At 55.1% G+C, this 13,270-nt stretch carries 8 protein-coding genes and 1 tRNA gene; 5 read left to right on the plus strand and 4 right to left on the minus strand.

Annotated elements, in window-relative coordinates; all coding sequences use genetic code 11:
• Window positions 1–147 precede the first annotated feature (147 nt).
• On the plus strand, window positions 148–480 hold the full coding sequence (gene ndhM, locus ACZA91_RS15375) for an NAD(P)H-quinone oxidoreductase subunit M (RefSeq protein WP_190356055.1): 333 nt from the start codon (window positions 148–150) through the stop codon (window positions 478–480).
• A gap of 176 nt (window positions 481–656) precedes the next feature.
• Here ndhM and menD read toward each other — a convergent pair whose 3' ends face one another.
• On the minus strand, window positions 657–2,393 hold the full coding sequence (gene menD, locus ACZA91_RS15380; protein WP_463183219.1) for a 2-succinyl-5-enolpyruvyl-6-hydroxy-3-cyclohexene-1-carboxylic-acid synthase: 1,737 nt from the start codon (window positions 2,391–2,393) through the stop codon (window positions 657–659).
• 81 nt (window positions 2,394–2,474) lie between these two features.
• A complete protein-coding gene (locus ACZA91_RS15385) occupies window positions 2,475–3,665 on the minus strand; it encodes an RNA-guided endonuclease InsQ/TnpB family protein (protein ID WP_463183221.1) in 1,191 nt (396 codons plus the stop codon).
• Window positions 3,666–3,939: 274 nt separating this feature from the next.
• Here ACZA91_RS15385 and ACZA91_RS15390 point away from each other — a divergent pair, with 274 nt between their 5' ends.
• On the plus strand, window positions 3,940–4,470 hold the full coding sequence (locus ACZA91_RS15390) for a DUF4330 domain-containing protein (protein WP_099532700.1): 531 nt from the start codon (window positions 3,940–3,942) through the stop codon (window positions 4,468–4,470).
• Window positions 4,471–4,690: 220 nt separating this feature from the next.
• Window positions 4,691–6,319 (plus strand): alpha-D-glucose phosphate-specific phosphoglucomutase, encoded by a 1,629-nt coding sequence (locus ACZA91_RS15395; RefSeq protein WP_190529944.1) that lies wholly within the window; start codon window positions 4,691–4,693, stop codon window positions 6,317–6,319.
• A gap of 409 nt (window positions 6,320–6,728) precedes the next feature.
• Here the strand turns inward: ACZA91_RS15395 and ACZA91_RS15400 are convergent.
• Window positions 6,729–6,800, minus strand: a tRNA-Val gene (locus tag ACZA91_RS15400).
• Window positions 6,801–7,313: 513 nt separating this feature from the next.
• On the opposite strand from ACZA91_RS15400, the gene ACZA91_RS15405 reads away from it, so the two are divergent.
• Window positions 7,314–9,035 (plus strand): ABC1 kinase family protein, encoded by a 1,722-nt coding sequence (locus ACZA91_RS15405; protein WP_099532741.1) that lies wholly within the window; start codon window positions 7,314–7,316, stop codon window positions 9,033–9,035.
• 188 nt (window positions 9,036–9,223) lie between these two features.
• On the opposite strand, the gene ACZA91_RS15410 is transcribed toward ACZA91_RS15405, so the two are convergent.
• Window positions 9,224–9,967 (minus strand): phosphoadenylyl-sulfate reductase, encoded by a 744-nt coding sequence (locus tag ACZA91_RS15410; protein ID WP_099532702.1) that lies wholly within the window; start codon window positions 9,965–9,967, stop codon window positions 9,224–9,226.
• 468 nt (window positions 9,968–10,435) lie between these two features.
• On the opposite strand from ACZA91_RS15410, the gene topA reads away from it, so the two are divergent.
• Window positions 10,436–13,252 (plus strand): type I DNA topoisomerase, encoded by a 2,817-nt coding sequence (gene topA / locus ACZA91_RS15415; protein WP_463183226.1) that lies wholly within the window; start codon window positions 10,436–10,438, stop codon window positions 13,250–13,252.
• Window positions 13,253–13,270 lie beyond the last annotated feature (18 nt).

Genomic DNA, 13,270 nt, shown 5'->3' on the forward strand with positions numbered 1-13,270 from the left:
AGAATTCGTGGCCCTTAGGAAGGGGTAGAACGCATTGGGCAAGCTCCTACAATAATTGGGGAGTTTGGAATTGGGGAGTCTGGCGATCGGGCCTTGGCTGTCCATGCCCAGATCCCTTCTCAACCGCCGCGTTCAAAACCAGAGCCGATGCTACTAAAGTCCACCACCCGCCATATCCGCATCTTCGCTGCCGAGTTGGTCAATGATGACATTGTGCCCAGCGAAACGAAGCTCACGATTGATATTGATCCTGATAATGAGTTTTTGTGGAGTCCGGAGGCGCTCCAGCAGGTCTACCGCAAGTTTGAAGAGTTGGTGGCCCAGTCGGCGGGTCAAGATTTGACGGAATATACCCTGCGGCGGATTGGGTCAGATTTGGAGCATTTTGTGCGATCGCTGTTGCAAAATGGCACGATCGCCTACAACTTGGAAACCCGCGCGGTGAATTACAGCATGGGCTTGCCGCAGGTTTCGCCCTAGGGGAACTGGGCAGGGAGACCCATGGGCTTCAACCTCAGACCGAGAAAATCCGGGTAGGGGCGTACGGCCGTACGCCCCTACAGGGTTGACGGGTTTCGATCAACGTTGGTTGGGATAATTTTGAACAAGCTAACCGTTCAGTTGAAGCACATGGGGAAGACCCCGCCCCCACGGCCCTAAACAGCCAACTGCCGGAAAAAAGATTGCCGCCACTGGGCATCCCGCTTGCGATCGCACAAAAATTCCAGCACGCGAATGCCTTGGGCGGGCAGTTGGCTCAAGGAGTCGCAAAACTGCTGCCATTGGGTAATTTGCCGATATTCAATGCCATAGCTCTCGCAGAGGCTGGCAAAGTTGACCGATTGCGGTGTGGCAAAAAACTCCTCAAAAGGGGGTTCAAACTGCGAAACGGGCAGCATTTCAAAGATGCCGCCGCCGTTGTTGTTAATCAGCAAAATGGTGAGGCTGCCTTGGAAGTGGCGACGGGCTAAGAAGCCGTTGGTGTCGTGCAACAGGGCCAAATCTCCGGTGAGCATCACGGCCGGTTGATGGTGTTGGGCGAGGCCGATCGCGGTGGAAAGGCTGCCATCGATGCCGTTGGCTCCCCGATTAAAAAAGGGCTGAATTTCCCGGTTGTTAATGCCCCAAAAATATTCCACATCCCGCACAGGCATACTGTTGCAAATGAAGATGGGGGTGCGATCGGGCAGTGTTTGCGGCAACAACCAGGCGATTTTGCTTTCCAGACGTTGGGGCTGTTCCGCCAGGGCCTGTTTCACGGTGATTTCCATGGCTCGATCGCCCGCTAGCCAAGTTTGCAAATAATCGGAGGGGGGCAAGTCCGGTTCCGGGGTTTCCCAAAGTTCGATCGCCCCCTGGATCGATCGTGTGCGGCCATGGAGGGGATCCAAGTTGCGATCGCCCGGATCTAGAACCCATTGGGGCGCGTCGGTTTCCATTAACCACAGGCGCAGGGTTTTGCTGATTGGTAAGCCCCCCAGCCGCAGCACCATCGTGGGTCGCAGTTGTTCCCGCTGGTGGGGATTGCGCAACATCAAGTCGTAGTGGGCCACCAAGTGCTGATTCAGGGCCCCAAAATTCCGCAACGGCGAGAGGCCCTCCGCCAACACGGGCCAACCGAGCGATCGCGCCAAGCGGCCCACCGCTGCACAATAGGCCGCCGGATCCGCCGGTTGGGCCGGCCCCGCCACAATCAGCCCCCGTTCTGTTTGGCGGGCCCCTTGCCAAAACTCCTGCCAGGGCAACCGGGAAAAGGTAATCGGTCGGCGCACCGGCTGCAAATGCCCAAAGAATTCCTGATCATGCCAATTGGCCCGTAGCTGGGCCAGGGCATCGGCCACGGCCGGTTCCGGCAAAGGGGGCAACGGATCCCGCAAGGGAACATTCAGATGCACGGGGCCCGGCGCGGCGATCGCCCGCTGGGCCGCCTGGGCCAGGGTTTGGCGCAAATAGGCCAACAGGTCTAGCCGAGGTTCCGGCAGGGCCAATTCTGCTTGCCAAACGGGATAAATCCCAAAGAGCTTGAGCTGATCGATCGCCTGGCCCGCCGCACAGTCGCGCAACTCTGGTGGGCGATCGGCCGTGAGCAACAACAGGGGCACACCACTTTCGCGAGCCTCAATCACCGCCGGGAAAAAGTTGGCTCCCGCCGTGCCCGATGTGCAAACCACCGCCACCGGCCGGTGCGATCGCCGGGCCGCCCCCAGGGCCCAAAACGCCCCCGATCGCTCATCCAAAATCGGAATCGCCGTCATTCGCGGATGGCTGGCCAGGGCGATCGTTAACGGGGTCGATCGGGAGCCTGGGCAAATCACCACCTCCGTCACCCCCACCCGCACCAGCGTTTCCGCCAACACCGAAGCCCACAACGTATTGCGATTCGTGAAATCCATCCCCAAGATCAAACCCCTATCCAACCGCGCATGACCCGCGTGTTGACACTCCCCGCCCTAAAAAGACAGGGATTCTTGATTCTACGAGGTTGCTTGCCTTGGCAGGGTTTCCCCAACCAAAGTAGAGGCATCCTCTCCCCAAGCGTTGCACGGTTCAAGACCGTAGCTTCCGGTATGCCCTACCGTAGCCAATCCCCGACTGAGGATATTTCTAGCTGCATTGTGGTCACGATTGAGGACAGCTCCGCACTGACAAATATGCGTCCTTGTTGACAGCCCTTTCTTGACAATCGCGCCACAGCTAGAGCATTCCTGGCTTGTGTAGTGAGGCAGGACGGCAACAGTAATTTTGCCAAACACTTTGCCAAAGTATTCCAGCCACACTCTGAACTGATACCAGGATGCATCGTTAATCGACTTGGCAAGGCAGTGATTCTGCACCATGTTTTTGATTCTCAAATCTTCGTAGACGATCAAGTCGTTAGACTGAACTACGCACCGTGCCAATTTCACAGCATGGTCTTTACGCTGCCTACTTATCTTGAGATGGCGCTTGCCTAAAATCACCCTTGCCTTGCGACGATTGCTTGACCCTTTAACCTTTCTGCTAACCCTCCTTTGAGCCTGCTTGATCCGTTGCTCTCCCCTGCGAAGAAAGCGCGGATTTTCCGCTCTGCCGCCATCCTGAGTGACGTAGAAATCGTTGAGTCCTACATCTAACCCAACCGCCTTACCAGAAGGCTGGACTACTTCAAAGCGTTCAACAGATACGGCAAATTGAACATAGTACCCATCTGCACGTTTTACCAGTCTGACCCGCTTGATTTGGTTAGGTTGGTAAAAATGCAAATCACGAGTTCCCTTCAGTTTCAATCTGCCAATCTGCTTACCATCAGTGAACGTGATTGATTTACGATCCTCCGCTAGTTTCCACCCAGTCGTTTTGTATTCCACTGAGCGAACGTCTTTCTTAAATTGCGGAAAGCCTTTCTTGCCTGGGATCTGCTTTTTACAGTTCTCATAAAACCGCGAGATCGCAGACCAAGTGCGTTCTGCCGATGCTTGACGAGCCATTGAGTTGAGTTCATTGGCAAACGGAAATTCTTTCGCCAGCACCGCACAATACTTGTTGAGGTCATATTTAGACAAGCCTTTATTATCCATCCAATAGCGTAAGCACTTGTTTTGGATAAACTTGGCAGTCCTCAACGCCTCATCAATCGCGCTGAACTGAGCAGGCTTTCCGTAGACTTTGAACTCAAGAATTAGCATATTTGCATTATATCTTATGCTGACTTACTTGGCATAAGAATGACGGGCGCTAAAGTACCCCTGTCGCCTTTTATCCTTGCTCTAAAGAGACAAGGTTTTCATGCTCCCGTGCGACCTGATAACCTTACTGCTGTCTAGGCTTTCTAGGTTATCTAGACCGCGCAGGTTCTTGGATCTCATTTCCCCTTGGATCTTGGATTTTGAATCTGGGATCTAGGGGTTGGTCTTGGGCTGCACAACCCTCGCCCCTTTCGTACACCTTCGGCATACCGCCATGAAACTGCTCGACTCACAGGGTCGCCTCCTTGGCAAACTCAGCATTTTAGACCTCGGTGCAGGCCTGGTTATCCTGCTTGTGCTGGTTGGGATCTTCTTGGTGCCCGGAACCGGCGGCTCCGTGGCCCAAGTGGGCGCAGTAAAACAAATGGTTGAAATTGACGCGGTGGCTCGGGGTCTTTCCATTCGGGATCCGCAAACCGTGATCCAAGAAATGACCAGTTCCGGCAAAACCAACGTGATTATTCGGAACCAACCCTACGGCAGCATCACCGTGAAATCGGTGCAAACCCTCACCCGCACCACCCTGGTTCCTCAACCCGATGGCACGGTGAAGGCCCTGCCAGATCCCCGCCCTGATTTATATAACAGTGACCTGTATTTGACCCTCAGCGGCGAGGCCACCATGACGGAAAATGGGCCCGTTCTGGGGAATAACAAGCTCAAAATTGGCATTCCCGTGGAATTAGAAGGAAAGGCCTATAACTTCAATGCCAGCGTGATTGATGTGCGGTTGCTGAAGAAATAGGACTGGTCTTTTGGTTTCTGCTAGTGCGGGTTCCCAGCACATCTCTTTTGGGCAGATTTTTACTTTGGTGTGATTGATTTCTGTGTGATTGATTTCTGTGTGATTGCTCGCTGTTTGTTTGCATGATCGACTTTTGAGTCATCGATCGAGCCGATCTCGGCAATCAGCGCGATCGAGGCGATCGCCCCCATGACCCCATAAAATTTCGCCCTATTACCCTATGAATATTCACCACGTCGCCAGTCAGCCTTTTTTAGATCAAAAACCCGGCACTTCCGGTCTGCGGAAGCGCGTGCCCGTTTTTCAGCAGCGGCATTATTTAGAAAACTTTGTTCAATCCATCTTTGATAGCCTCGAAAATTTTGCCGGCCAAACCCTAGTCCTGGGTGGCGATGGGCGCTACTACAACCGCACCGCGATCCAAACAATCTTGAAAATGGCCGCGGCCAATGGGGTGGGGCGCGTGTTGGTGGGTCAGGGGGGAATTTTGTCCACTCCGGCGGCCTCCTGTGTGATTCGCAAAAACGAAGCCTTTGGCGGCATCATCCTCTCGGCCAGCCACAACCCCGGCGGCCCCGATGCGGACTTTGGCATTAAGTTCAACACGGCCAACGGCGGCCCGGCTCCCGAAAAGGTGACGGATGCGATTTATCACCGCACCAAAACCCTGGACGGCTATCGAATTCTGGAGGCGACGGATTTGGATCTTGATCGCCCCGGCACGAGCCAACTGGGCGACATGACCGTTGAGGTGATCGATTCCGTCAGCGACTACGCGGCTCTGATGCAGTCGTTATTTGACTTCGATCGCCTGCGGGATTGGTTCAAAACCGGCCGCGCCTGTGTGGATTCCATGCACGCCGTGACTGGCCCCTATGCCCAGGCAATTTTGCAAGGGCTGTTGGGTGCGCCGGCCGGCACGGTGATGAACGGTGTGCCCCTGGAGGACTTTGGCGGGGGGCATCCGGATCCCAACCTGGTTTATGCCCATGACTTGGTGGAAATTCTGTTTGGCGACGGTGCGCCGGACTTTGGGGCCGCTTCCGATGGGGATGGCGATCGCAACATGATTTTGGGGCGTAACTTCTTTGTCACCCCCAGCGACAGCTTGGCCGTGTTGGCCGCCAACGCCACCCTCATTCCGGGCTATCGCGAAGGCTTGGCCGGTGTGGCGCGATCGATGCCCACCAGCGCCGCAGTCGATCGAGTGGCGGCCAAGCTGGGCATTGATTGCTATGAAACCCCCACCGGCTGGAAGTTCTTCGGTAATTTGCTGGATGCGGGTAAGGCCACCCTCTGCGGCGAAGAAAGTTTCGGCACGGGGTCGAACCATGTGCGCGAAAAAGACGGTCTTTGGGCGGTGCTGTTCTGGTTGAACTTGCTGGCGGTGCGGGGTCAGTCTGTGGAGGCGATCGTGCGGGAACATTGGCAAACCTACGGCCGCAACTACTACTCCCGCCATGACTATGAAGAGGTGGAGAGCGATCGGGCTAATACCCTGGTTGATAACCTGCGGGCCAAGCTGGGCGACCTGAAGGGCCAGAAATTCGGCTCCTACGAGGTGGACTACGCCGATGATTTTGCCTACACCGATCCTGTGGACGGCAGCCTCAGCCAAAAACAAGGGATTCGGATCGGGTTCACGGATGGCTCCCGGATTGTGTTCCGCCTGTCGGGCACGGGAACCCAAGGAGCCACGCTGCGGTTGTATTTGGAAAGCTACGAACCCGATTCCGCCAAGCATGATCAAGACACCCAAGTGGCCCTCGGGGATTTGATCGCGATCGCGGAGGAAGTGGCCCAAATCAAGTCCCTGACCGGGCGCGATCGCCCCACGGTGATCACCTAACGATCACTTGCTGCGATCTGATTGCTGATTAGACTTCTTGCGCGAATCAGCTAACAGCCCTCATCCCCCAACCCCTTCTCCCAAGGCGGGCGAAGGGGAGCCAGAAATCAGGAATAACGGCGATTTCGTTGTTGATTTTCAAGTCCCTCTCCCGACTTGGGAGAGGGATTTAGGGTGAGGGCCTGGATTGATGCGAGCGGCTTATTGAGGGTGAGGCGAGTTCTGCACCCAGCGAGCGGCTTTCGTGGTCGCATTTTCACCGATCCTGGATCTGGATCCAGTTACCGGATACTTGGCTGATCAACCCTGAGTTTTCCGGCTTGGCCTCGACAGCCTCGATCGAAACTCTCGATTGAATTGGTGAATTGGCTCATCAAGGCCCGTTGAGCTTGTGTTGAACCTGTTTAGATGGGCGATACTGGATTTGAACCAGTGACCCCTTCCGTGTGAAGGAAGTGCGCTACCACTGTGCTAATCGCCCGCGCTTAGTGCGTTTCCGCCTTTGCAGAATCAAAGATTAGCATGGTGACCGCAATTGCTCAAGTCATTTGGCAAAATTTTTTGAACATTTTCTGAACTTCCATTGGGAACTTGTTTGCCAATGCTCGCGCATCAGCCACGATCAGGCAGCGGTGCAGGAGCTGAAACACCCAATTTTTCGAGCGATCGGGCGTAATCATTCCCAGAGCCGCTCCAGTGGAACACCAATTCCACGGGCGATCAAATAAGGGCGATCAAATAAGGGCGATCGAGCGGGGCAAGGCGATCGGCTGGTTGTAACCAAGGGCTGTATCCCCTTGCTTCCTGCGATCCGGCAACGGCAGCATCAGGGTTTCAGGCGATTTGACGACCCCCCAAGCTGGTTGTAACGAAAAGCTTTGATTGTTTTTCGATTTTTGTAGTTTCCTATACGGGTGCTACAGCTAAAATAAATACCGGCTTTAGGTTGGTTGAGGCTGCTAGCGTGAACGCCACTTCGGTTCTTTTGGAAGATTTGCGCGCTGGCACAACCAGCAATCGCGCCCGTCGCTACGATCCCAAGGAAATTGCCCGATTTTACGGCCGGCGACCTTGGATTGGCATCTTGCGACTGTTGCAAATTGCTTGGTTCAGTGCTGCATTCGTGTTTGGCTGGTTGAGCGATCAATTGTGGGGCGAGCGGTCTGACCAAGTGGGCCAGCGAGCCGAGCAACTGCGTCAAATTTTGATCCACTTGGGCCCCACGTTCATCAAAGTTGGGCAAGCCCTGTCCACTCGGCCCGATCTGGTGCGGGTGGATTATTTAGCGGAACTCGAGAAACTTCAGGATCAGCTCCCGCCGTTTTCGACGGAACTGGCTTTCAGCATCATTGAAGCGGACTTGGATCGCCCCCTGCGGGACATCTTCCGCGACATTTCCCCCGAACCGATCGCGGCGGCCAGCTTGGGACAGGTCTACCGCGCCAAGCTCTACAGCGGCGAGGACGTGGCCGTGAAAGTGCAGCGGCCGAATCTGCTGCCAACCTTGACCCTTGATTTGTATTTAATTCGCTGGTGCGCCAGTTGGGCCGCTCCCTGGTTGCCGCTCAATTTGGGCCATGATTTGACCCTGATTGTGGATGAATTTGGCAGCAAACTTTTTGAAGAAATTGATTACCAAAACGAAGGGCGCAACGCCGAGCGATTTGGTGAAAATTTCCGTGATGATCCCACGGTCAAAGTGCCGGTCATTTACTGGGACTACAGCAGCCATCGGGTGCTGACGTTGGAATGGATTGATGGACTCAAGCTGACCAACACGGACTCGGTGCGGGAAGCGGGTCTCGATCGGGATTCTTTGATCGGAATTGGGGTCACTTCTGGTCTGCGACAGCTCCTAGAGTTTGGCTTTTTCCATGCGGATCCCCACCCGGGAAATCTGTTTGCCCTGCGCGATGGTCGAATGGCTTACATTGATTTTGGGATGATGGATCAGTTAAACGAATCCACCAAGGAAACGATCGTGGATTCGGTGGTGCATTTGTTGAACCGGAAGTATGAGGAACTGGCGGGGGATTTTGTGCGCCTCGGCTTCCTGGCTCCGAATACGAATATTCGTCCCATCATTCCGGCGCTGGAGTCGGTTTTGGGCGAGGCGATCGGGCGGAATGTGGGTAGCTTCAACTTCAAAACCGTCACCGATCGGTTCTCGGAATTGATGTATGACTATCCGTTCCGAGTGCCGGCCAAATTTGCCTTGATTATTCGATCGCTCGTCACCCAAGAGGGCTTGGCCCTGAGTTTGAACCCCCAGTTCAAGATTCTGGAAATTGCCTATCCTTACGTGGCGCGACGATTGTTGATGGGGGAATCGCCCCAACTGCGTCGCCGTCTGATTGAAGTGCTGTTTGAAGATGGCAAATTTCAATGGACGCGCCTGGAAAATATGCTGGCGATCGCCCGTTCAGATTCCGGGTTTGACCTGGTTCCCACCGCCGGTTTGGGATTGCGCTATTTGATGTCCGAAGAGGGGCAATTGCTGCGTCAACGGTTGTTGCTAGCCCTGGTGGAAGACGATCGCCTCCATGGGGCTGAATTGCAACGCCTGTGGGATTTGGTGAAAGATGATTTGGAACCCAGCCGCCTGATGCAAGTGGCGTTGGACACTGCTTGGGATGCGATCACTGAGTTTTCGCGCGATCGGGCTGCTCAATTGTTGCCCACTTGGGGCGCACCGGCTGCCGCCTTTAAAAGTTAGCCTGCAACCCACGGTTAATTGTGGTTAATTAACGCCAACTAATTCACACCAACCAACGCAAACTGACGAAAACCAACGAAAACTTAACCAATTAGATCAGGGGCTTAAGCTATGGAACAAGGGGCTTAAGCCCCTTGTCTGTTATGGTTGCATCCGTTTTGGTTGCGCTGATCGTTGGAGCTACTAGCCTACTTTTGCTCGTTCAAGTTCACCGCATGGAGACCGCATTCTTTTTTGCCCGCATCTTCCCACCACCAACGACCTTCCCGCTCATGTTGGTTGGGTAATACGGGCCGGGTGCAAGGTTCACAACCAATGCTGATAAAGCCCTTTTCATGAAGTGCGTTATAGGGCACTTCGTAGGCGCGAATGTACATCCAAACATCGCTGGAAGACCAATTAGCCAGCGGATTAAACTTCACCAATTGATGGTCGGGTGTGGAAAATCCACCATCCACTTGCACGATCGGGACACTATCCCGAGTGGCAGGATTTTGATCTTTCCGTTGACCCGTAATCCAAGCATCCAGAGTGGCTAATTTACGGCGCAGGGGGGCAACCTTACGGATGCCACAGCACTCTTTATGGCCATCTTCATAGAAGCTAAATAGCCCCTTGGCGTTCACCAATGCTTCCACGGCCGCTGCATCGGGAAACATCACATCGATCGAGATGTTGTAGCGTTGACGAACGCGATCGAGCAGTTGATAGGTTTCCGCATGTAACCGCCCCGTGTCCAGGGTAAAGACTTTAAAGGGCTTGCCCAATCGATGGGCCATATCAATCAAAACCACATCCTCAGCGCCGCTGAAGGAAATGGCCAGATTGTCATACAAACTCAGGGCCCGATCGAGAATTTTTTGGGGGCTTTCATTCTCTAATTCCTGAGCCAAGCTGTTAATGTCAATGGCGGGGGCAGCTAAGGATGTCACGGTTGGTGTTCTCCCTTGGATCGTGATGAAAATTGAGCGCAATTGAGTGGGAAGCGAACGGCGAGGCAATCCCACCCCAATTTGCTGAAATGCTGAAGTCCAAGGGATCCATTCTATGATGGCGACGACCATTCAGGGATTCAGGGTTGGCGTTGCGGCCTGCCCCGAAGGGGATCCACCGTCAATCGTGAGCAAACGGCCGTCTGTTGGCAAAAGCCGGGTCAATGGCAGCGCCCATGCATCCAAGCCGGCCAATCTTGTCACCGAAGCGATCGCGACTTGACATTTCCCGAAATTTCTTCCACTCTGTCCAATTAGTCTTTACGGCTAGTCTTTGCAGCCACTTCGATCGCCCGTTTTGTCCCGATCGCGTCGTCCGCCTCAGCCTGTGACCGCGATCGCACTGTCATCTATCCAAGTTTCGATCTATCTATATATTAGGAATACTGGGTCAGCCCTCCGCCATCCATGACAACCCTTGTTATTGTCGAGTCCCCGACCAAAGCGAAAACCATTCGTAACTTTCTGCCGTCTGGCTATCAGGTAACGGCTTCGATGGGTCATATTCGCGACTTGCCCCAATCGGCAAGTGAGATTCCGGCGGCGGTTAAGGGCGAACAGTGGGCCCAATTAGGGGTCAACATTGAAAAGAACTTTGAACCCCTTTACGTCATTCCCAAGGACAAAAAAAAGGTCGTTAAAGAGTTACAAGACTCTTTGAAGCTGGCCGATGAATTGGTCTTAGCCACTGACGAAGACCGGGAAGGGGAAAGCATTAGCTGGCATTTATTGCAGGTTTTGAAACCGAAAGTGCCCGTGAAACGAATGGTCTTCCATGAAATTACGGAAGAGGCTATTCGATCGGCCATTCAAAACTGTCGCCAGGTGAACGATAACCTCGTTCATGCCCAAGAAACCCGCCGAATTCTCGATCGCTTGGTGGGTTACACCCTGTCGCCTTTGCTGTGGAAAAAAATCGCGGCGGGCCTGTCGGCAGGGCGGGTGCAGTCCGTGGCGGTGCGGATGCTGGTGATTCGGGAACGGGCCCGGCGAGCATTCAAAACCGGAACCTATTGGGACTTGAAGGCGGCGTTGACCAGCTTGGACGATCGCCCCTTTGAAGCCAAGTTGGTGGCCCTGGACGGCAAAAAATTGGCCACGGGGGCGGATTTTGACGAAGCCACCGGGCAAATTGCGGCGGGCAAAAAGGTTGTTTTGCTCAACGAAGAGCAGGCCCAAACCCTCCGCGATCGCCTGCGATCGGGCGATTGGACGGTGGCGGACATTGAGGAGCGACCCAACACCCGCAAGCCATCGCCTCCCTTCACCACCTCCACCTTGCAACAGGAGGCGAACCGCAAACTGCGGCTCTCGGCCCGGGACACCATGCGCACGGCCCAAAGTCTCTACGAGCAGGGCTATATCACCTATATGCGAACCGACTCGGTACACCTGTCTCAACAGGCGATCGAGGCGGCCCGTGCTTGCGTGACGGAACTCTACGGCGCGAATTACCTGAGTCCCCAACCGCGTCAATATGCCACCAAGGCCAAGGGGGCCCAAGAAGCCCACGAAGCAATCCGCCCAGCCGGCAGCACGTTCCGCACACCGCAACAAACGGGCCTCAGCGGACGGGAACTGCAACTATACGATTTGATCTGGAAAAGAACGGTGGCCTGCCAAATGGCCGATGCACGCCAAACCTTCGTTTCAGCCCAAATTCGGGTGGAAAACGCTGAGTTTCGGGCCAGCGGCAAGCGGATTGACTTTCCCGGCTTTTTCCGAGCCTATGTGGAAGGGTCAGACGATCCCGATGCGGCGATCGAGGATCGGGAAGTGCTGTTGCCGCCCCTGACCAAGGGCGATCGGGTCAATTGCCAAGACCTGGAGGCCCTGCGCCACGACACCCAACCCCCCGCCCGCTACACGGAAGCGGCCTTGGTGAAAATGCTGGAAAGCGAAGGCATCGGCCGCCCCAGCACCTACGCCAGCATCATCGGCACGATCGTCGATCGGGGCTATGCCCAACAGCTCGGCAATGCCCTGGTTCCCACCTTCACGGCCTTTGCGGTGACGGGGCTTCTGGAAAATCATTTTCCTGACCTGGTGGACTTTGGGTTCACGGCCCAAATGGAACGCACCTTGGACGAAATTTCCACGGGCAAAACCTCTTGGCTGCCCTATCTGCGTCAGTTCTACTTGGGCGATGGTGGGCTGGATACTCAGGTGAAGGTGCGCGAAAGCGCGATCGACCCGGCCGAAGCCCGCACGATCGTTTTGGAAGATTTGAACGCCGATATTCGGATTGGGCGCTACGGAGCCTATGTAGAAGTCGTGGACGACCAGGGCGCAACGGTCAAAGCCTCCTTGCCCAAGGATTTGACTCCGGCCGATCTAGACGCGGAGCAAATTGCCACCCTGATTCGCCAAAAGACCGAAGGCCCCGCCTCGATCGGCAACCATCCCGAAACCGGCGAATCCATCTACGTGCTGACGGGAGCCTACGGGCCCTACGTGCAGTTGGGCGAGGTGACTGACGAAAATCCCAAACCCAAACGCACCTCCTTGCCCCGAGGCGTGACCCCCGAAAACCTGACCCTTGAGCTGGCTTTAGGTCTGCTTTCTTTGCCGCGCTTGTTGGGGCAGCACCCGGAAACCGGCCGCCCCGTCAAGGCTAGTCTTGGGCGTTTTGGCCCCTACATTGTTCACGACATGGGCAAGGACGGGGGCCAAGATTACCGATCGCTCAAGGCCGATGATGATGTCACCACCATCACCCTGGAACGGGCCCTGGAGCTATTGGCCCAACCGAAGGCCAGCCGCAGCCGCAAACAGAAAACCCCGCTTCGCGAGTTGGGCCCCCACCCGGACGATAACGAACCGGTGAACCTGTATCAGGGGCCCTATGGCATTTATGTCCAACATGGCAAGGTGAATGCGGGCTTGGCAGAAGGGCAAACTGTGGAGAGCCTGACCTTGGCGGAGGCGTTGGAATTGTTGGCGGCCAAAGCGGGCAGCAAGAAAAAGACCGCCCGTAAGACCGCTAGCAAAACCACAAAAACCACGGGTAAAACCACGAAAACCACTAGCAAGACCGCTAGCAAGACGACGGGTAAAACCACCAGCAAAACCACCAAGGCCAAAACCGCAGACGCAGAAGCAGCCTCAGAAGCAGCTCCCAAGACCACTCGCACCCGCAAAGCCAAAACCACCGAGGATAAGGCCCCAGAAGGCGAAACCACCCGATCGACCCGATCGAGCAGCACTCGCCGCAAGGCTTCCTAAATCGCGCTTTATAGTACA

This window comes from Limnothrix sp. CMB-01 (genome assembly GCF_055193175.1).

Coding starts and splice junctions, on each gene's coding strand:
- ndhM (WP_190356055.1), top strand. CDS start 148: ATGCTACTAAAGTCCACCACCCGCCATATCCGCATCTTCGCTGCCGAG.
- menD (WP_463183219.1), bottom strand. CDS start 2,393: ATGGATTTCACGAATCGCAATACGTTGTGGGCTTCGGTGTTGGCGGAA.
- ACZA91_RS15385 (WP_463183221.1), bottom strand. CDS start 3,665: ATGCTAATTCTTGAGTTCAAAGTCTACGGAAAGCCTGCTCAGTTCAGC.
- ACZA91_RS15390 (WP_099532700.1), top strand. CDS start 3,940: ATGAAACTGCTCGACTCACAGGGTCGCCTCCTTGGCAAACTCAGCATT.
- ACZA91_RS15395 (WP_190529944.1), top strand. CDS start 4,691: ATGAATATTCACCACGTCGCCAGTCAGCCTTTTTTAGATCAAAAACCC.
- topA (WP_463183226.1), top strand. CDS start 10,436: ATGACAACCCTTGTTATTGTCGAGTCCCCGACCAAAGCGAAAACCATT.